The sequence below is a fragment of the Pigmentiphaga litoralis genome, assembly GCF_048632615.1.
Classification (GTDB): domain Bacteria; phylum Pseudomonadota; class Gammaproteobacteria; order Burkholderiales; family Burkholderiaceae_B; genus Pigmentiphaga; species Pigmentiphaga litoralis_B.
Genome location: NZ_CP184479.1, coordinates 2,672,436 through 2,694,280 on the forward strand (window position 1 = coordinate 2,672,436; position 21,845 = coordinate 2,694,280).

The following is a 21,845-nucleotide window of genomic DNA, read 5'->3' on the forward strand; positions in this document are numbered from 1 at the left end:
CAGCGGATGCCGGCAATCCATCGCCGCCCATGTCGAGCTGACAGCCACGCGCCGACGACTCGTCACGCGGGCAGCCCGGCCAGCGATCGCACGGTGCGGATCGTGGCGGTCGCGTCAGCCACGCCGCGTCCCGCGATATCGAAGGCGCAGCCGTGGCCGACGCTGCTGAAAAAGATGCCGCCACCGACTGAAAGCGCACTCGACTGCAGGGGGCTGAGCAGCTTGACGGGGATATGGCCCTGGTCGTGATACATCGCCAGGTAGACGTCGTGCTTGCGCTGCGACAGCAGCAGATCGGCGCCGATGGGACCATCGACCTGCAGGCCACGCGCGCGCAGACGGGCCACGGCGGGTTTGGTAATGGTTTCGTCTTCGGTGCCGAACAGGCCGTCTTCCCCGCATGCGGATTGATGCCGAAGACGCCCATGCGCGGATGGGCGACGCCCAGCGCGCCCATGGCGTCGGCCACGGCCACGGCCGCGTCCACCACCAGGTCCGGCGTCAGCCGGGCCAGCGCGGTGGTCAGGGGTTCGTGCAACGTCACGTGGCCGATCTTCAGGTCCGGGCAGACCAGCAGCAGGAACACGTGGTCGGGCGCCGTGCCGGTCAGGTCGGCAATCAGTCCGGGATAGCCCGAGAAAGGGATGCCGGCCTGATGGATGGACGTTTCCGAATGCGGGCAGCCCACCACGGCGTCCACCTCGCCCCGCTGCGCCATGCCGACCGCCGCCCGCACATAGGCCACGGTGGCCGCGCCCGCTTCGGCGCGCACTTGGCCGGGTACGAAGGCATCGCGCGGCAAGGCAGCCACGTCAACGATGTTGACGGCATCGGCGCTCTCCTCCATGCGTTCCAGTTGCGCGTGCAGCACGTAAGCGTCGCCCACCAGCACCACATCGACCGGTTCGCCGCGCAAGGCCAGCGCCGCCTTGACGGCGATTTCCGGGCCGATGCCGTTGGCGTCGCCCAACGCGACGGCGATCCGTTTGCGTGCGCCGGTCGTCATAGCGGAATGGCCAGCAAGGTATCGATGTTGTTGCTGTCGCAGACCGCGATGCGTTCCGCGAACTTGAGCGTGCCCGCTTCGTCCACGATGCGATCCACGTAGCGGCCGCTGGCGAACACATCGGTCTGTCCGTCACGCATGATGCGCACGACCACGAACGGGGTTTCTGCCGTCACGCCCTCTTCCGTGCGTTCCAGCACCAGCGGCGTGCCGACGATGTGCCGGTAGCGCTGCTGCTCGTAGATGTTGGCGTCGCGCAGCGCCGAGACCCGATCGTGCAGCATGGCGCGGCTGTCGGCATAGATCACGCCCGCCTGCATGCCCTGCGCGTGGTTGTCGGCGGTGTTCACCACGTACAGGCAGCGCTCCACGAAAAAGTCGGGCCACTGCTCGACCGCGTCGTTGTCGATGCAACGAACATACTCAGCATTGAGCACGCTCAGGCGTTCACTGGAAAAGTCGGCCATGCTCAGATCTCCATGTAGTCGCGGTAGGCATTCCAGAAGCCGCGTACCGACGCTTCGGTCGTGCGGTTTTCCTGGGTCTCGATGCCCGCGCCACCCATTTCCAGAATGGCTTCTTCGCCATCGGCCGTGCCGGCGATGCCGCGTTGCACGAAGCCGCCAACGGCGCCGTCTTCCATCGACACGAAGCCTGCCGGGCCCGTCAGGTTCGATTGCTTGAGCCGCATGCGCCGCAGTTCGGGCGTGTCGTCCGTGAACCCCAGGTAGGTCCAGTTCAGGACCGTCTTGTCGATGCCCGTGGGCAGCACCTGCCGGATCGCCAGCGTGTTCTGGATCTGCGCCAGCACGAAGCCCGGGAACACCGACAGGATCTGCAGGGTGATGCCATCCCCGAACTCGTCACAGCCGTCGAGCATGGTCGGGTCGGCCAGCGCGTAGCCCTCCTTGTCGGACCGCAGCTTTTCCGCGCTGTATTCGGTGCTGGCCTGCGGCTGGTGCGACACCTTGGAATAGCTGACGTGATGCGCGCCGCTTTCGCTCACGATCACCCCGCCCTTCTGCGACAGCCGGTTGATGTTGAAGGTGGTGAAGAACACGTGCAGCAGGCTCGCGTGGTACGAGTCCTTCACGTTTTCCATGTACAGCTTCCAGTTGTTCGGAATGGTTTGCTTGAAGCGGCCGATCACCTCGACCGGCTTGCACATCACCCGCTCGATCCGTTCGACGATGTCCTCGCCCAGGTATTCCTCGATGTCGGGCACGTCGTCATGCAGGCTGCCGAACACGATGCCCGACATGCTGGCCGTGCGCAGCTTGCGCGGACCATGGTCTTCCTTGCAGAAGTCGGGCGGCATGCCACCCTTTCCGTTCACGCCGTTTTCGAAGGCGACGCCCTTCAGGTTGCCCTGCAGGTCGTAGCGCCACGCGTGGTAGACACAGCTGAAGTCCTGCGCCTTGCCGCCTTCCTTGAGCGCGATCAATGCGCCGCGATGCGCGCAGCGGTTTTCGAAGGCCTGCAGTTCGCCCTCCTCATCGCGCACCACGATCACGGGCATGTCACCGACGAATGTCGTTCGGTAATCACCGGGTTCCGGGATCTCGGCTTCCAGGCACAGGTAGTTCCAGGTCGGGCCCTGGAAGACCTTTTGCTGCTCATCGCGGTAGACGGGCTCGTCGCGATACAGCCAGTACGGCACGCGGGTCAGGCCGGGGGCCCACTGGCGGGCGTCCTGAAGGGGATGGATATCGCTCATGCGCGGTCCTTGTGGTGTGTCGGTCAGTTGATCGAGACGTCGGCGGTGGCGATCGCCTTCTTCCACTTGATGCGTTCGGCATCCAGGAAGTCGGCCATCTGCCTGGGCGTATCGCCCACCACCTGGGCGCCCTGCTCGATGAATTTCTGCTGCACGTCGGCCATTTTCAATACGTCGACGATGCCGGCATTGAGCTTCTGGATGACTTCGGCGGGCGTGCCCGCCGGGGCGACCACGCCGAACCAGGTGCTGACGTCAAAGCCCGGCAAGCCGGACTCGGCCAGGGTCGGCACCTTGGGCAGCAAGGGGCTGCGGGTGTTGCTGGTGACGGCCAGGATGCGGACCTTGCCCGCTTCGTGCTGACGGTAGGCCGAACTGATGTTGTCGAAGAAGGCATCCACCTGTCCGCCCATCAGATCGGCCAGGGCGGGCGCGGTGCCCTTGTAGGGCACGAACACGAAACCGGTGCGGGCCTGGTTCGCGACCATGGCGCCGGTCAGGTGCGACGTGGTGCCGTTGCCCTGCGTCGCGACCGTGACTTCGCCATTGCGGCTGCGCGCGTAGTTCAGGAACTCGGTGGCGGACTTGGGCGGCAGGTTGTTCTGCACGGCAAGTACGTTGGGCACCTTGGCCAGGATGGTCACCGGCACAAAGGCCTCGGGTTCGAACGGCAGGCTCTTGTACAGGTAGCGATTGATCGCAAGTGGCGCGGGCGGCGTGGCCATCAACGTGTAGCCATCGGGCGCGGCCTTGGCAACCATGTCGGCGCCGATGTTGCCCCCTGCCCCCGGACGGTTGTCGATGATGACCGGCTGGCCCCACATGGCGGTCAACTTTTCGCCGATGATCCGCGGCAGCACGTCGGCGGTGCCACCGGCCGAATACGGTACGACGATGCGGATCGGTTTGGTGGGAAAGTCCGCGGCGCCGGCCATTGGCGCGACAACGGCGAACGTACAGGCAAGAGCCGCCGAACAGGCGGTCAGCAGGGGGTGTCTCATCCGGGTCTCCTCAGATTCGCGCAGCGCCACCGGCGCCGCATCTTGTTTTATCGAACAGCTTGTCGCAAAGCGAACACTAGTTCGTCGCATTTTCGAGGTCAACGGAAGCGGCTACTATGTTCGCAAAACGAACAAATGCCGGGGTGAGAGATGGCCGAAGAGGTTCGCAGCAAGGAAGACAAGGAATACGTGGCTGGCCTCGAAAAGGGCCTGGCGGTGATCGAAGCCTTTGGCATCCGCAACGGTCCGCTGACGCTAAGCGAAGCGGCGGACATCACGGGACATCCGCGCGCGACCACACGGCGATCCTTGTTGACGCTGCAGCGGCTGGGATATGTCGAATCCGATGGCAAGACGTTTCGCCTTGCGCCGCGCGTGCTGCGCCTGGGCCATGCCTATGTCACCTCCAGCCCGTTGCCCAAGCTGGTGCAGCCGGTGCTCGAGGCGATCAGCGAACGCACGCAGGAATCGAGTTCGCTGGCGGTGCTCGATGGGACGAACGTGGTGTTCGTGGCGCGTGCCGCCACACGGCGCAGCCTGTCGCATGGACTGGGCATGGGATCCCGCCTGCCGGTGCATGGCGCCGCGACGGGCAGGGTGTTGCTGGCCGCGCTGGCGCCGGACGAGGCCGAGCGCATCCTGCTTCGGATGGCGCGGCGGCCGCTGACACCGCGTACCCGCATCGACGTGCCCGAGTTGCTGGCCTTGCTGGAGGATGTCCGGCGCGATGGCTACGCGGTCAGCGACGAGGAACTGGAATTGGGTTTGCGGTCGATCGCGGTCCCCGTGCACGACATGCATGGGCGCACCGTCGCGGCCATGAGCATCGTGGCCTCCACGTCGCGCTTTACGCTGGCGGCCATGATCGACACCTTGTTGCCCGAAGTGCAGCGCGGCCGGCGGATGCTGACGGCGATGCTGTGATGACGGTGCTGCGGTGCTGCCGCGGCGTCAGGGCGTCGCGGCCTTCAACGGCACGTGTGCCAGCATGCGATAGCGCGGCCCGCCTGGCGCGTCTGACCGCGTGTACAACGCCAGCTGCGTAAAGCGCGCGGCCGGCAGCCGGCAGGCGGGCGGGGGACCCATCGGAGGATCGGATATCTGCGTCGGGATACCGGCGACATCGAGCGTCACCGTCGCACGCCGTCGTGCATACCGTGCCATCGTGATGTGCGCACGGAACGGCCGCGAGTCGATCGGCAACCCCGCGCCCGACACCAGTTGCTGGACATTCTCAACCAGTTCGGCCAGCGGGGGCGGAACCCGATAGGTGGCGACCAGGACGCGCGGCGCTTCGCCCTCGGGCCAGCGTTCCAGCCCGTCGAACGGCAAGGCAGGCAGGTCGATGGCAAGCGCGGCCAGGGCAGCAGCCAGGTAATCGGCCTGCGCCTGCGTCAGTCCTCCCAGGAAGGCCAGCGTCAGATGCAAATCATCGAACAGGGTGGCTCGCGCCTGGGCCGGCGTGCGGAAGCCCGACAGCAGGGTCCGCGTGGGCAGGTCGGGGGCGAGGGCAAGGAAGCAACGCTGCCACGCTGGACGCGCGGCGGCGTCCGCGGCAGTCTGGGCGTTCGCAGCGAGGTCGGGCGCAAGGAGATCGCTCGCGGGCTGATCGGACACCTGTCGATCGGGTGCGGAATGATCGTGTGCGCGATCGGCGCCGGCCGCCGGGTGCATGCTGGAGGACGAGGCGGTCATGCTCAGGCCACCGATGGTTGCGCCGCGCGCGCATCGGCAAGCTGCAAGGCAAAAGCCGCGGTGGCCATCGTTACGCGCTGCGCGGCAGCAGCGGCGCCCCACGCATCTCCCCGTTCCATGGCCGCCACCATGTCGCTCCACAGGCGGTTGGATTCCCGTCGCCGCTCGATCGTCGACTGGCCAAGAAAGCAGTAATACCAAAGCAGCCGTTGCCGAAAGTCGGTCACCAGGCGATGCAGATAGCGGTTGCCGGTCATCTCGGACAGCATCGCGCTCAAGGCGGCCGTGGCCTGCTTGTACTCGCGTTCGTCGCCGCCGGCTTCGGTCAGCGCCGACAGGCCATCGATGGCGGCGCGCACCGCCTGCAGCTGCGCGGGGTCGCCTCGGGCAACGATGCGCTGCACGCACATGGCGAGCAGGTCGGCGCGGATCTCGAACAGTTCGCGGATTTCGTCGCGCGTGTAGTCGGCCACGCATACGCCGCGCCACGGCATCATGCGGATCAGGCCGTCTCGCTCGAGCAGGCGGAAGGCTTCGCGCAAGGGCGCGCGGCTGGTGCCGAAGCGCGCGGCAATGTCCTGCTCCTTGAGTCGTTCGCCCGGCAGGTAGACCCCCGTAACGATGTCATCCGCCAGGCGCGCGGCGATCTGCTCGACCAGGGACTGGGTCGAGACGGGCATCGGCAAGGCGGAGCGCAGCGTGGCCATGGCGGCAATCCGGGTTCGCGTAGTCAGAGCGTGATGTCGAGTTGCTGAACCAGTGTGCCCCATTTGCGCACGCCTTCGGTAATCGACCTGGCCGCATCGTCAATGCTGCCGCCGACGGGATCGGCGCCTTCGGCGGCCAGGCTGGCGCGCACTTCGGGCGTCTTCAGGATACGGTCGACTTCGGTGTTGAGCTTGCTCAAAATCGAGCGGGGAGTACCCGCTGGCGCCATCAATGCAAACCAGCCGATGGCTTCGTACCCCTTCAGGCCCGCTTCCGCCACGGTGGGCACCTGGGGCAGGGCAGGCGAACGGGTCGCGCCCGTGACTGCCAGCGCCTTCAGCTTGCCGGCCTTGATCTGTTCCAGCACCAGCGGAAACGGGGCGAAGGACACCTGGATCATGCCGCCCACCAGATCGTTGACGGCCGGGCCGCTGCCCTTGTAGGGCACATGGGTCATCTTCACGTTGGCCATGGACGCGAACAAGGCGCCAAACAGATGGTTGGACGACCCGCTGCCCGAGGACCCGTAGTTGAGCGCGCCCGGGTGCGCCTTGGCGTAGGCGATCAGTTCCGTCACGGAATTGGCCGGCACGCCCGGATGCACGACCAGTGCGGTGGCAGGCTCGGCCAGCAGGATGATCGGCGCCAGGTCTTTGACGGCGTCATAGGGCAGGTTCTTGTACAGCCCCGGCGCGGTCAGGATGTTGCCGAAGGTGCCCAGTACGATGGTGTAGCCGTCGGGTTTCGATTTGGCGACCAGGTCCACGCCGATCGTGCCCGCCGCGCCGGCACGGTTTTCGACCACCACCGACTGCTTCCAGGCCTCGCCCAGCTTCTGCGCAATGATGCGGGCCAGCAGGTCGGTGTTGCCGCCGGGGGTATAAGGCACCACAAGACGCACGGGCCGGTCGGGATAGGCGTCGGCCGCACGTGCGGGCGCCGGTGTCAGGCCTGCGGTCAGGCCCAGGGTCAAGGCGATCGTCAGGCAAAGGCCAGGCACCAGCGAAAACGCGCGTTTGAGCATGGTCGATTTCCAGAAAGGCAGCGAAGGGGAGGGGGCATGCGGCTCACATCGGCACGCAGGCCGGGCAGACGCGCCGGCACAGGCACCGCGTCCGTTCCGTCAGGCAGGCTGCGCGTCGCCATGACGGCTGGCGTAGGACTGTGAAAATTCCCGCGTCAGGCCGAACGCTTCGGGCAGCGGCCGTCCGTTCGGCAAGGTCAGCCAGGCCCGCAGCAAATGCCGCCGCCGCGCTGGATCGTCCACGTCTTCGTATTTGCTACGCGCGTGCAGCACCGAATAGTTGTTGGCGATCTGGATGTCGCCCGCTTCCATGTAGAAATTGAGCTGCACATCGGGATCGTTGCATAGGCTTTCGATCAGGTCGATGGCGTCCTGCTGCGCCTGGGTCAGGCGCGGCACGTCGGGATTTTCCTGCGCCAGCCGCAGATAGCGGCGTTTGTACAGGGCGCTCAGCCGGCCTGCATGGAAGTTCAGGATCGGCACCGACTGGATCTTCAGGCCGGTGGGATGCTGGCCGCGCGTATCGAAGTGGAAGGGTTCCTGCAGCGTTGCGATCAGGTCCGGACGGCGGCGCAGGACTTCGTTGTACAGATGCGCGACGCTGACCAGCTTGCTCATGCCGCCCGACTTGGCGGGCCGCAAACAGAGCAGCATGAACGCATCGCCGCCGTCGTTGTGGAAGGTCAGCTCGTCATCGGTCTGGAAGCTGCGGACCGAATTGCCGGGTTCGACGCGCATGCCGGTGTTGGTCACGCTGTGCAACCGGTTGCCGGCTCCGTCCTGCCCCTGCGGGTCGCCCAGGTGCTGCGCCAGTCCCCAGAACAGCAGCCGGGCATCGGCGTCGGAATAGTCCGCCATGGGCAGGCCACGCAACAGCGCGAAGCCACGGCCACCTTCCAGGGTGTCGCGCACCTGGGCCAGGCGCTGCGCCACCAAAGGAATACGGAAGTCGCTGGCGTCGAATCCCATATCGGGCGTGCCCGCCGCTTTCAAGGCGGCCACCGCACCGGCCAGTTCGGCGATCTCGGGCGGGGTAAGGTAAGTGATCCAGTCGGTGCGGTCGCGCAGGCTGGCGCCACTCCAGACTTCGGGACCTTCAAGAGGGCGGCCGGAAGGGGTCGTCGACATGGCTTGTCTCCTTGTAACTGCGGCCCTATGCAGACATGCCGGCCTGACAGGGCGGTGACGCACGGTCACGGGAAGTCCCCATTCCGCGCGTTCTTGAACCCAGTTTTTAGGATTGTCGACAATCTGTCAATCCTGGGGTTTTCCAGCGCCCACGCGGGTTGGCGCGGGTTCGGCCAGACTTTGCATAGCAGGTTTGATCCGGCCCGGACTGCCTTTCGGAAGCCCCGACTTGCACACTTCGAGTGAACCGGGCGCCATCGCCCCCTATCATCGCGGCAGCACCGACTGCCGCCGGAGACATCGTCCAATGAATGCCGGTCGTGGGCCACTGTCGCACCTGAAGGTGCTCGATCTGAGTCGTATCCTTGCCGCGCCGTGGGCAGGCCAATTGCTTGCCGATCTGGGCGCCGAGGTGATCAAGGTCGAACGCCCCGGCGCGGGCGACGACACGCGGTCCTGGGGGCCGCCGTTCCTGAAGGATGCCGAGGGCCGCGATACCGCCGAGGCCGGCTACTACCTGGCCGTCAACCGCGGCAAGCAGTCGATCACCGTCAGCCTGGACCATCCCGACGGCCAGAAGGTCGTGCGCGAACTGGCGGCCAATGCCGACATCGTGCTCGAAAACTTCAAGGCCGGCACCCTGGCGCGCTATGGCCTGGATGCCGCATCGTTGCGGGCGATCAATCCCAAGCTGATCTATTGCTCGGTGACGGGATTCGGCCAGACCGGCCCGCGCCGCGATCAGCCTGCCTATGACTTCCTGATCCAGGCCATGGGCGGTTTGATGAGCGTGACCGGCGAGCGCGATGGCCTGCCCGGCGGCGGTCCGCAGAAGGTGGGCGTGCCCATCGTCGACCTGATGACGGGCATGTACACGGCGGTGGCCGTGCTGGCCGCGGTGGCGCGGCGCGACCAGACCGGGCAGGGCGAGACCATCGACATCGGCATGCTGGACGTCCAGGTCGCCACCCTGGCCAACCAGGCCATGAACTACCTGGTGTCCGACAAGGTGCCGCAGCGCAACGGCAATGCGCATCCCAACATCCAGCCGCAGGACGTCTTCCGGTGCAATGACGGCAACGTGATCCTGGTCGTTGGCAACGATGGCCAGTTCGCGCGCCTGTGCGACGTGCTGGGCCAGCCGGACTGGGCGCGCGACGAGCGCTTTGCCACCAACGCGCAACGGGTGCGGAATATCGGTGTACTGAAGGCGATGCTGGACGAAGCCTTCTCGGGCTATTCTCGTGCCGAACTGACGGCTGCGCTGGACCGCGTAGGCGTCCCCTGCGGCCCGATCAACACCGTGCCCGAAGTGTTCGAGGACCCGCAGGTGCGCGATCGCGGCATGCTGATGCATCTGCCGCATCCGTCGGGCCGCGACGTGCCGCAGGTGGCCAACCCGATCCGCTTCAGCGACGCGCCGATCCAGTACGAGATGCCGCCGCCGCTGCTTGGTCAGCATGCTGACAAGATCCTGCGCGATCTGGGCTACGACGACGACGGCATTGCCGCCTTGCGCGCATCGGGCGCGATCTGATCCGGCTACCACCCCATCCCTCTATAACGACATCGAGACAGGAAGACCCCATGGACGGCATCATCGTCGAGAAAGCCCAACGTATTGCCACCGTCACGCTCGACTATCCCCCCGTCAACGTGCTGACGCTGGCCCGCTACGCCGAGATCACGCGCGTGTTCGACGAGATCAGCACGATGGACGACGTCAACGTGGTGGTCTTCACCGCCAAGGGCACCAAGGCATTCTGCGCCGGCCTGGACCTGCAGGAATTCCTGGCCGCCACGCCGGAAGAAGACCCGCATCGCGCCAGCATCGTGCGCGCCACGTTCAAGGCGATCCGGCATTGCAAGGTGCCGGTGATTGCGGCCGTCAACGGTCCGGCGCTGGGCGCGGGCTGCGTGCTGGCCGGCGCCAGCGACATCCGCATCGCGTCCGAGAAGGCCACCTTCGCGATGCCCGAAATCAACGTTGGCCGCTGCGGCGGCGGCGCGCATACGGGGCGCCTGGTGCCGCAGGGCACACTGCGCCTGATGGCCTTTACGGGCGAGCCGATCAGCGCCTGGGAAGCGCATCGCGTGGGCATGGTGGAACAGGTCGTGACGCCGCGCCGCCTGATGCCGACCGCGATGGATCTGGCGGGCATCATCGCCAAGAAGAGCCCGATCGGCTTGCGTCTGATGAAGGAAGCGCTGAACCGCATCGAAACCATGCCGGTGGACGAGGGCTATGAACTCGAACAGCAATACAGCACCCGCTTGATGATGACCGAAGATGCGCGTGAAGCGACGCGTTCGGTCGTTGAGAAGCGCGCGCCGGTATTCACGGGACGCTGATAACGCCGGTTGAACTTGCCGCGCCCAGGCCTTCCCACTCCCTGACGTTCCCATTCCAAGATGGCCCGCCGGCAACGGTGCGGCCCGGAGACACCCCGATGAAACTGCATTGGTCGCCCAAGTCGCCCTACGTGCGCAAGGTCATGATCGTGGCGCAGGAAACCGGCCAGCTCGACACGTTCGAGAAGGTGCGTTCGGTCGCCGCGATGCTCAAGCCCAACGAAGCACTGATGCGCGACAACCCGCTCAGCAAGATCCCCACGCTGGTGCTCGATGACGGGTCCACCTTGTTCGACTCCGTCGTGATCTGCGAATACCTGAACGACACGGCAGGCGGCACCTTCTTTCCGTCGGGCGACGCCAATGGCCCGCGCTGCGCTGGCAGGCCCTGGGCGACGGCATGCTCGACGCCGAGATCCTGTGGCGCAACGAACGCGAACGCAGCGACGCGTCCCGTTCCGACGTGCTGATCGCGGCCTTCGAAACCAAGACCATCGCCGCGCTGGCGCTGCTCGACAACGAAGCCGAGGCCCTGGCTTCAACGCCCTTCGCCATCGGCCATGTTGCCGTGGCGTGTGCGTTGGGCTACCTGGACTTCCGCTTCGATGCCTTCGGCTGGCGCGACCGCGCGCCCAGGCTGGCGGCGTGGTTCGCCACGGTCGAGGCGCGGGATTCGTATCGCGACACCTCGCCCGACCTGGGCGAATGACGCCATGACGACGTCATTGCCATTGGTGCGCACCGAGAAGCAGGGCAGGGTGGGCATCGTCACCATCGATCGGCCCGACCGCAAGAACGCGCTCAACCTGCAGGTGAAGCAGGAACTGGTCGCCGCCTTCCAGCACTTCGAAGCCGATGACCAGGTCGCCTGCCTGGTGCTGACCGGCGCGGGCGGATTTTTCGTGGCGGGCACGGATATCGTCGAGATGTCGGACATGCGGCCCACCGATCATGTCCTGCTCGAGACCGACCAAGTCTTCCGTGTACTGAAGGGATTGAGCAAACCGGTGATCGCTGCCGTCGAGGGCTATGCCCTGGGCGGCGGCTGCGAACTCGCGCTGGCCTGCGACATCGTGATTGCGGCCGAAGGCGCAAGCTTCGGTCAGCCCGAGATCCGCGTGGGCATCATGCCGGGCGCCGGCGGCACGCAGCGGCTGTTGCGCGCGGCAGGGTCGTACAAGACCTTGCTGTGGACGCTGACCGGGGAACGCATTCCGGCCTCCGCTTTCCATGCCGCGAACCTGGTAAGCGATCTGGTTCCGGACGGCAAGGCGCTGGAGCGCGCGGTCGCCGTGGCCGCGCAGATTGCCGACGCGCCCCCGCTGGCGGTCAGGGCGATTCGCGAAGTGGTGCGGTTTGGCGGTGATGCCAGTCTGGATGCCGGGCTGGCGCTGGAGAGGCGCGCGTTTGAACGCCTGTTCGATAGTGACGATCAGAAGGAAGGCATGCGGGCGTTCATGGAAAAGCGGAAGCCGAAGTTCGAGGGGCGGTAGTCAGGCAAGCCGCCGGGTGTGTCGCTTGGGCGGTCAGGCCGGTGCCGATCCGACACTACCACCACCGCAGACAAACAGATTCTGGCCAGTGACGAAGCCAGACGCATCGGACATGAAAAAGCCCACGGCATTCGAAACGTCTTCAGGCAGACCAATGCGACCTACCGGCAATCCCGCAAGGACCGCATTGGTTTGCGCCGCACCTGGAGGATGATTCAGTCTGAACAACTCGGTTTCGATCGGTCCCGGACTGACCATGTTCACGGTAATGCCGCATGGGGCCAGTTCCAAGGCGAGGCTGCGGGACATGCCAAGCAGGCCGGCCTTCACCATTCCATAGACGGTACGGCCCGAACGGCCGAGCATCATGCGACTGCCGATGCTGACTATGCGACCGTAGCCCGCTTGCTTCATGCCAGGGACCACCGCCTGAATGCATTGAGCGGCAGCGCGCAAATGGATTTCGATCATGGCCTGCATGCGATCCAGGTCCAGTGATTCCAGGTTGGTCACATAAGTAAAGCCTGCGTTGTTGACCAGCATGCGCACGTCATGCGAAGCAATGATACGTGCAAGTACGTCGGCAGTTGCCTGCCGATCGGTCAGGTCTGCGCAGTAGGTCGTCGCCGGAAGATCGTCTTGCGGCTCTTCCAGGGACAGATTGATGACTTCGTGGCCGCGTGCGGCGAGCATGCGAACTACCGCGCCGCCGATGGCGCCGCTGCCGCCGGTGACCAGGCATGTTGGAGTGTGAGTGGTCATGTCGTTGTCCTGATGAATAGGTAATGCGCCTGCCGAGTATCAGCGTGTGGCGCTTGCGCCTGCCGATGCGTACGCCTGCATGATGACGTCCATTGTGCGTTCAAGGTCTCGCAAGCCCGCAACAGGGGGCATCCCGTTTCGGGCTCGTGCAACGGTCTCCCGTACATAGTCCGCAAAGTAGTCCTTGAAGCTCCAGCATGTCGCGCGATGGCTCGTGCACCCTGTCTCGACGTTGGTGATCGTGAACGCCTCGGCCTCGCGCTTTGCACTGAATTGCCGATGAGCAATTTCGACGTCAAATGCCATGTACTCTGCAGCGGTCTGTGGCTGTGTGTACCCGGTTTCGATGCTTGCGGTAGTCCCATCGCTTAGCGTCAGTGTCAGTACTGCGTGGTCCTCCACAGGCAATCCAAGCGACTTGCTTGAAAGCGCTGCGCCGACATGCCGGACTTCCGCTCCAGTGGCTTGCAACAGGAAGTCGATCGGATGGTGCGCAAGATTCATCATGCATCCGCCGCCCGCGCGTGCTGGATCGATCAACCAGGGCGACGATTGCTCGAATCGCAGAGGTGATCCGGCATTGACCCGGAACCGGAAGTGCGTGAAATCGCGTGAAGGAAGCGCAATGCACCCGGCCAAGGCGTTTCTGAGGTCGCTCAGCCGATAGTGGAAAGGGACGGAGACGAAGACATTCATCGCCTCGGCGACATCTCGCACCGCTGCAACGTCGCTACGTCTGACGCCACAAGGTTTCTCGATTGAAAAAGGGATGCGTCGTCTCAGCAGATCAAGGGCCAGCGAAGGCATGTCCGCATGCGCCCCAAAAGCAAAGACGAAGTCGGGCGCAGCGTATCGAACGAGGGCACCGACGTCTTGGAACACCGGACAGTCAAAATCGGCCGCAACCTGGTCCGCCTGCAACGGCATCGGATCCACGATTCCAACGACACGGATTGACGCGTCGCGCAGCCCCGGCAAGTACATGGGATAGTGCCAGTGACTCGGCGCAACAATGGCAACCCTGAAAGGCGCAGACCCGGCCCCTGTCTGCACAGTCATTCCGCCCGGACGTTGTTTGCGGCAATCAACTTTGCCATCCGCACTTTTTCGGAAGCGAGCCATTTTGCAGCGGCATCGGTGTCCATTGCGCTGGGCGTCAGACCCAGCGCTTTGAGCTTGTCTTGCACGTCCTTGTCCGCCGCCGCCGCCATAACCTTCGTGGCGAGCGCCTGAACTACCGCGTCAGGCGTCCTGGCGGGCACCATCACGAAATACGCGCCTTGTTCCGAGAAGCCTGGAACGCCCGATTCAGTGACGGTAGGAACATCCGGCAGGATGGGCACGCGCCGGTCGCTGGATACGGCAAGGGCGCGCAACCGACCGCTCTTGATGAATCCTATGGCCCCGGCGACACCGACGAACGCCGCGGGTATCTGGCCCCCTACCAAGTCATTCATTGCAGGAGCTCCACCCTTGTAAGGCACATGGGTCATTTCGAGCTTGGTTGCGTTGGCAAATGACGCCATCGTCAGGTGGCCTTGAGAGCCGATGCCGCCTGATGCATAGTTGATCGGGCTCTTGCGGCCGTATTCAATGAACCCCTTCACGTCCGTCGGCGTAATCGCGGGATTGACCACCAGAACGGCGGGTTGCAATGCGACGCTGGCGACGACACGCAAGTCTTTTTCGACGTCGAAACTGGCATCTTTGGGATACAGCTTTGGATTGACGGTGACCATGGCACCGTCGGCAAACAACAGGTTCTTCCCGTTCGCTTCGCCCAGTCCGGCGGCCTTTGCGCCAATCATCCCGTTTGCACCTCCACGGTTGTCGACGACGAACACATCAGAGGTTCCCTGCTGCATTTTCGCAGTGATGATTCGAGCGACCAGATCCAGCGGACCGCCTGCCGGGAAGGGAACGATGGCCTGTACTGTGTCTGCCCGGCTCGCCTGCGCTATGGCAACGCCCGCAAGCGCCGCAACGATCATGAGCGATTTCATGCATGTCTCCGATGTGAAGGGGTCTGCTCAGCAGCCCTTCGTGTTGTCATTGACACGGAGCGTAAGGGCAGCGACTTACAGGCGTAAAACGAATGTTTCGCCTTTCAGTTGCCGCTTTGTTCAAGTAAATTTGCGTTGGTCCGGACGGAGTGTTTGTCGCAGGATATCGAGGAACCGACGGCACATCGGACGGAATGAGCGTTCCGGTTTGCTGATGATGCCAAGAGGAGATTCCAGCATTGAACAGTCCACCGGCAACTGAACAAGCGCGCCTTGGGCAAGGTCTGCTTGCACATGCAGGGTGGATGCAAACCAAAGCGCATCGGTTCGCAAGGTGTGTGTGCGGCTGATTTCAAGGTAAGTCGTTTCGATACGCGCGCTGGCCATTCTCGCCCCATGCGACACGTACAGGCGTTCGATCTCGGACCAGGTCACGGTTTCACGAGAAGGAAGCACCAGGGGATAGCCTGAAAGCTCAGCTAACCGCTTTGCATGGCCTGTTGCAGCCGGGTGAGCAGGCCGAGCCACCAGGACGTACCTGTCGACCAACAACTGTTCAAACGTCAATCCCGACATATCTGATGCAGGGGAAGCCGCCCCAACACCACGTCCAGGCTTTCGCTACGCAACGAGTCAAGTAGCGTCGACTTGGAGCCGGATACGATTTCAATCGCGGCGCGTGATGAAGGCTGACTGAAGGCCTCGATCACTGCAGGAAGTAATGCAGCGGCGAATACAGGCATGGCACCGACACGGAGGGCCAACTGCTCTGACAGGACGTCGCCGCGAGCCATCGAAGCGCCGACGCGTAATGACTCGACTGCGTTCGCGGCGTAACTGGCAAAGCGTTTTCCAGCCTCGGTTGGCGTTGTGCCAAGCTTGGACCTGAGAAAAGTACTACACCGAGTTCGGTTTCCAGCTCTTTGAGCGTCTTGGAGGCGGCCGATTCGGTGACGGAAAGGTTTTGCGCAGCCTCGCGAAGGCTTCCCGTCTTATACACCTCCAGCATGCAGTCCAGATGGCGGAGCTTGACGCGGCGCAAGACCGCTTCGGGTGTCGATGGCTGGGACGACCTGTCTCGCTTTTTTATGGGGGACGGCGGCGGCACGGGCATATGAGGTTGAAACGCATCATCGATGCGAGCATCTTAACTGTGCAGTGTGCTGACCCTGCATCTGGTCGAGGGCCTCAATGGGCGAATGATGCCCATGCTTCGCCTCAATCCACCGTCGCGCCCGACTTCTTCACCACCTCCGCCCACTTCGGAATCTCTTTCACCACCAGCGCCTTGAACGCCTCGGGCGTGCTGGACGTGGTCTCGATGCCGCTGGCGGCCAGGTGATCGCGCATGGCCTTGTCCGACGCGGCCTTGACCACGGCGGTATTCAGGCGGGCAACGACCTCGGGTGACGTGCCCTTTGGGGCAAGCAGGCCCAGCCAGTTCGACACGTCGTAGCCCTTCAGGCCTGATTCCGAAATCGTGGGGATGTCCGGCGCGCTAGTGATGCGGGTGATGCTGGTGACGCCCAGGGGCCGGACCTTGCCGCTCTTGATGTGCTCGCCATAAACGGCGTACGAATCGAAGGTCATCGACAGGCGGCCGGCGATCAGGTCATTGAGCAGCGGTGCGCTGCCCTTGTACGGAATGTGCAGCATTTCCACGCCCGCCATGGATGCGAACAGGGCGCCCGACAGGTGGCTGGAACTGCCATTGCCGGCGGACCCGTAGGTCAGCTTGCCGGGGTTTTTCTTGGCCAGGACGATCAGTTCCTGCACCGATTTTGCATCGACCGACGGGTGCACGACCAGCACGCGCGGCGTGGTGTGGGTCAGGCTGACGTATTCGAAGTCCTTGACCGGGTCGTAGCGCAGCTTGGGGTACAGGGCCGGGTTGATGGCCTGGGTGCCCATGGTGCCGAAGAACAGGGTGTAGCCGTCGGGATTGGCTGCGGTGGCGGCTTCGGCCGCGGTGGTGCCGCCGGCGCCGCCCCGGTTGTCGACGACAACTTGTTGGCCCAGCTGTTCGGACAGCTTTTGCGCCAGGCTGCGCGCCATCATGTCGGCCGCGCCACCGGCGGGGAAGGGCACGATCAGGCGGACGGCGCGTTCCGGATAGGCGGCATGCGCGGTGCTGGCCGCGACCGTCAGCATGCTGATGAAGCCGGAGGCGACCAGGCCAGCGGTCAGGCTGACGGCAACGCTGCGGCGGCGTGGGGAAGCGATGGTCTTGGACATGCGTGTCTCTCTTTCTGATTGAATGTGTTGTCCGCGGGGATCGTCAGCAACCTATGCGAACCGTGGCAGGATCGTGTCGGCAAAGTCCGCCAGGGCATCGGCCACCGCGACAGGCTGGTCGGGCAGCAGGGCATGGCCCGCCGGTCCCACCACGCGCACGGTCACGCGGTCGGCGCCCAGTTCTTCGCGAAGCAGATGCGCGCCACTGGCTGGCGCGAACGGGTCATTGGCGGCCTGCACGTCCAGTACGGGCACGTTGCCGGCTTTCCACCAGCCGGCCACGGGGGTGGCGGCGGACGCGGCGCGCTGCGCGCGGGCCACATCGGGGTGCCAGCCGTCCAGCCATGGCGACGGATCACCCCCGCCGAAAAGAAAGCAGCGCGCAGGTGCGCCAGGCGCTGGTCGCGGTCGACCGTGACGTCCATCGCGCCATCGATATGGGCACGCAGTTCGCGTGGAAAGTCCTTGTGCGCCGCGGCCAGGACGGCCACGCCCGCAACGCGGTCCGGGTGATCGATCGCGGTGTTGCGCGCGACCCAGTTGCCGAAGGCATGTCCCGCCACCAGCGCAGGCCGCGGGCCTTCGTGCGCGATGACGGCGGCAATGTCATGCGCAAAGTCATGCAGGGTGATGCCGGTCAACGGCCCGGTGCTTGCGCCCATGCCCCGTGGGCTGGGCATGACGGCGCGATAGCCGCGCGCGGCCAGCAGGGGGCAAGGGGAAAGAAGTCTTCGACGTCTCGTCCCAGGGATGGCAGCAGCACGATGGCCGGGCCGGTGCCGCAGGCCGCGACGGCAATGCAAACATCGCCGTGGGTCACCCTGTGGCGGGTGATCGGGTGTCGTGTGCCCGGTCGTGCATCGTGCCCGGCGGACGTAACCGCAGGGGCTGCATCGGATACGGAAGCAGTGTCAGGTGCCGCGCCAATCGCTTGCACACTATTCATGGCCGCCACCGGCTTCAATCCCACTTGATGCCCAGTTCCTTGGTCAGGCCGCCCCACACGCTGCTTTCCTTGGCCAGGAAGGTGCCGAATTCGGCCGACGAACTGGCCACGGCATCGGCGCCTTCCTTCTCCAGGCGCTGTTTGATCTCGGGCATGTCGATGGCCTTGCGGATCGCGGCGTGCAGCGTCTGCAGCAAGGCGGGCGGCATGCCGGCCGGTCCGACGATGCCATGCCAGTTCGACACGACCATGCCCGGTACGCCGGCTTCGGCGGTGGTGGGCACCTTGGGCAATTCGGACACCCGGGCCGGGCCCGCCACGGCCAGGCCGATCAGGCGGCCGGCTTCGATGTGCGAGCGGACCAGGGTGATGTCGGACACCATCATCTGCACCTGGCCGGCCAGCAGGTCGTTCAGAGCCGGGCCTGAACCGCGGTAGGGAATGTGGACGATGTCGATGTTGGCGGTGCGCTTGAACAGTTCTCCGCCCAGATGCGGGATGGTGGCATTGCCGGCCGACCCGAAGTTGACCTTGCCCGGATTGGCGCGTGCATACGCGATCAGTTCCTGCAGCGTCTTCACGCCCAGCTTGGGATTGACCACGATGATTTCGGGCACGGCCACGACCTGCGACACGGGTGTCAGGTCGCTCATCTGGTAAGGCATACGCGTGGCGATGTGCGGGGCGACCGTCAACGCGCCGGCCAGCGAGTAGCCCAGGGTGTAGCCATCGGGCTTGGCGCGCGCGACTTCCGACAGGCCGGTAATGCCGCCGGCGCCCGGCTTGTTTTCCACGACGACCGTCTGCCCGAGTACCTGGCCCAGCCCATTGCTGAGCAGGCGGCACACCGCGTCGGCCGACCCGCCCGGCGCCAGGGGCACGATGATGCGCAAGGGGCGGTCAGGCCAGCCCGCCTGCGCCAGGGCGCGGGTGGACAGCGATGCGAAGGGCAGCGCGAGCGCGCCCAGGACGAGGGTACGGCGTGTGGTATTGGTCAATGCTGTCTCCCGACGATGTTGTATCGCGGCCGGCGTGGGGGACACGCTTGCGGTCACGCGTTTTCCGTCATGGTGGCAGAAGCTGGCCGCCAAGCCAGCCGCCGGGAGAGCAAAGCAGATATGCCGAAAGGGCGGGGCAGCCTGGCCGGACAAGGCAATCCGGCCGGGCCGGGGTAGCGTCAGGCGCGCTGGTCTGGGCTCACGCGTACAGGCGGGCCGGGTTGTCGATCAGCACGGCGCGCACGCGCTCGTCGCTGCCCGCCCAGCGGCGGAAGGCCGCGAGCAATTCGGCGGCATCGGGCGCGGGTTCGACGCGCAGGTGCGGCCAGTCGCTGCCCCACACCAGGCGATCCGGATTGGCCGCCATCATTGCCTCCTGGAAGGGCTGTGCCTGCTCCAGCGAGCCGCCCAGCGTGTTCCGGTAGGCGCAGAGCTTGACCCACACCTGCCCGCTTTCCAGCAGCGACAGCAGGGCGCGAAAGCCGGGCGCGTCGATGCCCGCCTTGACGTCGAAGCCGCCCATGTGGTCGATCACGACAGGGATCGGCAGCTTGCCGATCGAGTCGGCCAGCGTGTCCAGGGTCAGGCAGTCGGTCCAGAGTTCGGCATGCATGCCCGCGTTGGCAAGGTCGGGCGCCATGGTCTGCAGGTCGGCAAACGACGCGCTGCCCGCGAAATTGGCGCCGGCGCCGCTGCGCTGGCTGAAGCGCGCGGCGCGCACGCCCAGGTCGCGCAATTCGACCAGTTCGGCGCGGGTGGCGCGCTGCTTGACGATGACACCCCGCCAGTCCGGATGCGCGGCCAGCGCGTTGCGCAGCAGGCTGTCGTCTTCGCCATAGGCGCTGGGGTGCACCAGCACGCCATGCCTGAGACCCAGGCGGGCCAGGTGCGCCACGTAGTCATCCTGGGTGGCTTCGGGCGGCGTGTAGCTGCGGTCTTCGGCCAGCGGAAAGTCGGCATAGGGACCAAACACGTGGGTGTGGCAGTCCCATCCGCCCGCGTGCAGGTCGGCATCGACATTCAGGGTCATTTGAGTTCTTCCTGTTGTGGCAGGGGAAACGCCGGCGCCACGCCTTCGGGCAACGGGATTTCCTGCGAGTTCAGGGTCATGGCGACCAGGGTGTAGTAGCCCACCAGCGCCGTCAGTTCGACCGTGCCCCGTTCGCCCAGAGCCGCGACGGCTGCCGCGTGGGTTGCGTCCGACACCGACCGGAACTGGTTGAGTTCCATCGCGTAGGTGTACACAGCCAGGTCGGCGCCAGCCAGGTCAGGCGTGCGCTGCGCGAGCAGGTCTTCGATGATCGCGTGTTCGAGCCCGGCTTTTTCCGCGGCGGGACGATGCGCGAACCATTCGAAGGGCGAACGGCAATAGCGGCCCGTGACCATGATCGCGAGTTCGGAATGCCGCGGCGACAGCGAGGTGCGATAGCGCAGCAGGGCGCCCATCGCCTGCCAGCAATCGGCCAGTTCGGCATTGACCAGGGCCGCGCGCAACGGGCCCTCGATCTTCCCGCGCGGACCGTTCACGACCTTGTCGTAGACGGCGCGCTGGTCGGCGTTCATGGTGTCGGGAGAGGGCAGCTTGATACGAGGCATGGCATGGGTACGAACGGAATGGAGCGGTCAGAAGGACAGGCTTCAAGAAGCCCGGGGTGGCGCGGCCAGCGACCGCGTCCTTAGCGTAGCGCGCGGCCGCCCTGGCGGCCATTGCGCAAGCGCCAATTCAGCTTTGCGCCGATGTCTTTGCGGGCGCCTTGGCCGATGTCGCCGCCGGGCCATCGGGCGCCGCACGCATCTGCCCCACGTCATCCAGCCGGTGCCACAGCCCGCTGCGGCCCATGTCGTTGACGATGTCCACGATCGCGGAAGCCACCTCGGCCACCGCGCGCGCCGGGCCTTTCGACTTCGACAGGGACATGGAAATGGTGCGCGCCATGCCCGGGCCGATCACCTTCGCGGCCTGCAGCGTGCCTTCGGACACCTCGTTCCACACCGCATGCAGCGGCAGCACCGTGTACAGGCCGTCCTGCGCCACCAGCAGTTTCTGCAGCGGCAGGGAATCGGCTTCCATGCGCGGCTGCAGCGTCAGCTTGCGCTCTTTCGCGGCGCGGTCCAGGGCATTGCGCAAGCCATTGGGCGCGCTGGGCAGAATGAAGGGCAGCTTGTCGAACACGTCGAACGACACTTCCGGCGACCGCGTGACCGGATCGCCCTTGCCGCCGATCAGATAGGTGTCGACGATGGCCAGCGCCTGGTCGCCTTCGGGCAAGGTCGCGCCATAGCGGTACAGGATCGCAATGTCGACGCGCGCATCGGCCAGCCATTCTTCGACCTGTCCGCTGGACCCTTCCAGCACCTTGAGATGGATGCCCGGAAAGCGCTCCCGCATGCGCACGAACAGGTTGTGGATCAGCGGGTTGGAGATCGACGGGATCAGCGCAATGGTGACCTGCCCGGTGGGCACGCGCGACTCGCCCTTGATGTCTGCTTCAAGCTGTTCCGCATCGGACAGCAGGCGCTTGACGTTCGGGAAGATGCGCGCGCCGACTTCCGACAGTTCGACGCCGCGGCCGGTCCGGTTGAACAGCCGCGCGCCGCACTCGCGTTCCAGTGCGTTGATGCGGCGGCTCAGTACCGACTGGTCCACGTCGAGATACAGCGCGGCGCGCGTCAGGCTGCCCAGCTCGGCGATGGCCAGGAAGGCGCGCCATTTGTGCAGGTCCGCCGTGACGTCCAGCTGGATGCCGGTGGCCTTGTTGATGGATGGGTGCAAGCGT

The 21,845-nt window shown here is 65.2% G+C and carries 23 protein-coding genes and 2 pseudogenes; 6 read left to right on the top strand and 19 right to left on the bottom strand.

Translation table 11 applies throughout. The features are described from left to right. Window positions 1–62 precede the first annotated feature (62 nt). The 4 genes and pseudogenes from ACNANG_RS11960 to ACNANG_RS11975 form a co-directional block, all read right to left on the bottom strand. Window positions 63–1,006 (bottom strand): annotated as a pseudogene (locus ACNANG_RS11960) (PdxA family dehydrogenase). Beyond that, window positions 1,003–1,473: an aromatic-ring-hydroxylating dioxygenase subunit beta gene (locus ACNANG_RS11965; RefSeq protein ID WP_420227346.1), complete on the bottom strand. Its 471-nt coding sequence runs from the start codon at window positions 1,471–1,473 to the stop codon at window positions 1,003–1,005. The pseudogene ACNANG_RS11960 and the gene ACNANG_RS11965 overlap by 4 nt, the downstream one beginning before the upstream one ends. Window positions 1,474–1,475: 2 nt before the next feature. Beyond that, window positions 1,476–2,723, bottom strand: coding sequence for an aromatic ring-hydroxylating oxygenase subunit alpha (locus tag ACNANG_RS11970; protein WP_420227347.1), 1,248 nt, complete (start codon window positions 2,721–2,723; stop codon window positions 1,476–1,478). A 23-nt stretch (window positions 2,724–2,746) separates the two neighbouring features. Then, complete coding sequence (locus tag ACNANG_RS11975) at window positions 2,747–3,724, bottom strand: Bug family tripartite tricarboxylate transporter substrate binding protein (protein WP_420227348.1); 978 nt, start codon at window positions 3,722–3,724, stop codon at window positions 2,747–2,749. 150 nt (window positions 3,725–3,874) lie between these two features. Here ACNANG_RS11975 and ACNANG_RS11980 point away from each other — a divergent pair, with 150 nt between their 5' ends. Further along, a complete protein-coding gene (locus tag ACNANG_RS11980; protein ID WP_420227349.1) occupies window positions 3,875–4,648 on the top strand; it encodes an IclR family transcriptional regulator domain-containing protein in 774 nt (257 codons plus the stop codon). A 27-nt stretch (window positions 4,649–4,675) separates the two neighbouring features. Here ACNANG_RS11980 and thpR read toward each other — a convergent pair whose 3' ends face one another. The 4 genes from thpR to ACNANG_RS12000 all read right to left on the bottom strand — a co-directional run bounded on the left by thpR (window position 4,676) and on the right by ACNANG_RS12000 (window position 8,279). After that, window positions 4,676–5,419, bottom strand: a complete 744-nt coding sequence (thpR, locus tag ACNANG_RS11985) for an RNA 2',3'-cyclic phosphodiesterase (protein ID WP_420227350.1) — start codon at window positions 5,417–5,419, stop codon at window positions 4,676–4,678. 2 nt (window positions 5,420–5,421) lie between these two features. Then, on the bottom strand, window positions 5,422–6,126 hold the full coding sequence (locus tag ACNANG_RS11990; RefSeq protein ID WP_420227351.1) for a GntR family transcriptional regulator: 705 nt from the start codon (window positions 6,124–6,126) through the stop codon (window positions 5,422–5,424). Between the two features lie 23 nt (window positions 6,127–6,149). After that, window positions 6,150–7,151: a Bug family tripartite tricarboxylate transporter substrate binding protein gene (locus ACNANG_RS11995; protein ID WP_420227352.1), complete on the bottom strand. Its 1,002-nt coding sequence runs from the start codon at window positions 7,149–7,151 to the stop codon at window positions 6,150–6,152. Between the two features lie 99 nt (window positions 7,152–7,250). Beyond that, on the bottom strand, window positions 7,251–8,279 hold the full coding sequence (locus tag ACNANG_RS12000) for a TauD/TfdA family dioxygenase (RefSeq protein ID WP_420227353.1): 1,029 nt from the start codon (window positions 8,277–8,279) through the stop codon (window positions 7,251–7,253). Between the two features lie 307 nt (window positions 8,280–8,586). On the opposite strand from ACNANG_RS12000, the gene ACNANG_RS12005 reads away from it, so the two are divergent. The 5 genes from ACNANG_RS12005 to ACNANG_RS12025 all read left to right on the top strand — a co-directional run bounded on the left by ACNANG_RS12005 (window position 8,587) and on the right by ACNANG_RS12025 (window position 12,124). Next, window positions 8,587–9,816, top strand: coding sequence for a CaiB/BaiF CoA transferase family protein (locus tag ACNANG_RS12005; RefSeq protein WP_420227354.1), 1,230 nt, complete (start codon window positions 8,587–8,589; stop codon window positions 9,814–9,816). 50 nt (window positions 9,817–9,866) lie between these two features. Then, on the top strand, window positions 9,867–10,631 hold the full coding sequence (locus tag ACNANG_RS12010) for an enoyl-CoA hydratase-related protein (protein WP_420227355.1): 765 nt from the start codon (window positions 9,867–9,869) through the stop codon (window positions 10,629–10,631). A 98-nt stretch (window positions 10,632–10,729) separates the two neighbouring features. Next, window positions 10,730–11,101: a glutathione S-transferase N-terminal domain-containing protein gene (locus ACNANG_RS12015; protein ID WP_420227356.1), complete on the top strand. Its 372-nt coding sequence runs from the start codon at window positions 10,730–10,732 to the stop codon at window positions 11,099–11,101. Beyond that, on the top strand, window positions 11,032–11,340 hold the full coding sequence (locus ACNANG_RS12020) for a glutathione S-transferase C-terminal domain-containing protein (RefSeq protein ID WP_420227357.1): 309 nt from the start codon (window positions 11,032–11,034) through the stop codon (window positions 11,338–11,340). The genes ACNANG_RS12015 and ACNANG_RS12020 overlap by 70 nt, the downstream gene beginning before the upstream one ends. 4 nt (window positions 11,341–11,344) lie before the next feature. Beyond that, the gene (locus ACNANG_RS12025; protein WP_420227358.1) at window positions 11,345–12,124 is read left to right on the top strand and encodes an enoyl-CoA hydratase-related protein; all 780 of its coding nucleotides are present in this window, start codon (window positions 11,345–11,347) and stop codon (window positions 12,122–12,124) included. Between the two features lie 33 nt (window positions 12,125–12,157). Here ACNANG_RS12025 and ACNANG_RS12030 read toward each other — a convergent pair whose 3' ends face one another. The 11 genes and pseudogenes from ACNANG_RS12030 to ACNANG_RS12080 all read right to left on the bottom strand — a co-directional run bounded on the left by ACNANG_RS12030 (window position 12,158) and on the right by ACNANG_RS12080 (window position 21,841). Next, a complete protein-coding gene (locus tag ACNANG_RS12030) occupies window positions 12,158–12,817 on the bottom strand; it encodes an SDR family oxidoreductase (RefSeq protein ID WP_420227359.1) in 660 nt (219 codons plus the stop codon). A gap of 108 nt (window positions 12,818–12,925) precedes the next feature. Further along, window positions 12,926–13,870 carry a Gfo/Idh/MocA family protein gene (locus tag ACNANG_RS12035; RefSeq protein ID WP_420227360.1) on the bottom strand — a complete coding sequence of 315 codons (945 nt, stop codon included), beginning with the start codon at window positions 13,868–13,870 and terminating at the stop codon, window positions 12,926–12,928. A 71-nt stretch (window positions 13,871–13,941) separates the two neighbouring features. Beyond that, on the bottom strand, window positions 13,942–14,889 hold the full coding sequence (locus tag ACNANG_RS12040; RefSeq protein ID WP_420227361.1) for a Bug family tripartite tricarboxylate transporter substrate binding protein: 948 nt from the start codon (window positions 14,887–14,889) through the stop codon (window positions 13,942–13,944). Between the two features lie 120 nt (window positions 14,890–15,009). Beyond that, window positions 15,010–15,683: pseudogene (locus ACNANG_RS12045) on the bottom strand (LysR substrate-binding domain-containing protein). After that, complete coding sequence (locus ACNANG_RS12050; RefSeq protein WP_420227362.1) at window positions 15,596–16,003, bottom strand: LysR family transcriptional regulator; 408 nt, start codon at window positions 16,001–16,003, stop codon at window positions 15,596–15,598. The pseudogene ACNANG_RS12045 and the gene ACNANG_RS12050 overlap by 88 nt, the downstream one beginning before the upstream one ends. A 104-nt stretch (window positions 16,004–16,107) precedes the next feature. Beyond that, window positions 16,108–17,124, bottom strand: a complete 1,017-nt coding sequence (locus ACNANG_RS12055) for a Bug family tripartite tricarboxylate transporter substrate binding protein (RefSeq protein ID WP_420227363.1) — start codon at window positions 17,122–17,124, stop codon at window positions 16,108–16,110. 161 nt (window positions 17,125–17,285) lie between these two features. Then, window positions 17,286–17,804: an alpha/beta fold hydrolase gene (locus ACNANG_RS12060; protein ID WP_420227364.1), complete on the bottom strand. Its 519-nt coding sequence runs from the start codon at window positions 17,802–17,804 to the stop codon at window positions 17,286–17,288. Window positions 17,805–18,084: 280 nt separating this feature from the next. Then, a complete protein-coding gene (locus tag ACNANG_RS12065; protein WP_420227365.1) occupies window positions 18,085–19,068 on the bottom strand; it encodes a Bug family tripartite tricarboxylate transporter substrate binding protein in 984 nt (327 codons plus the stop codon). 199 nt (window positions 19,069–19,267) lie between these two features. Further along, window positions 19,268–20,098, bottom strand: a complete 831-nt coding sequence (locus ACNANG_RS12070) for an amidohydrolase family protein (protein WP_420227366.1) — start codon at window positions 20,096–20,098, stop codon at window positions 19,268–19,270. Continuing rightward, entirely contained in the window at window positions 20,095–20,664 is a 570-nt protein-coding gene (locus ACNANG_RS12075) for a carboxymuconolactone decarboxylase family protein (protein ID WP_420227367.1), read from the bottom strand. Before ACNANG_RS12075 ends, ACNANG_RS12070 begins: the two co-directional genes overlap by 4 nt. A 127-nt stretch (window positions 20,665–20,791) precedes the next feature. After that, window positions 20,792–21,841: a LysR family transcriptional regulator gene (locus ACNANG_RS12080; RefSeq protein ID WP_420227368.1), complete on the bottom strand. Its 1,050-nt coding sequence runs from the start codon at window positions 21,839–21,841 to the stop codon at window positions 20,792–20,794. Between the last annotated feature and the right edge of the window lie 4 nt (window positions 21,842–21,845).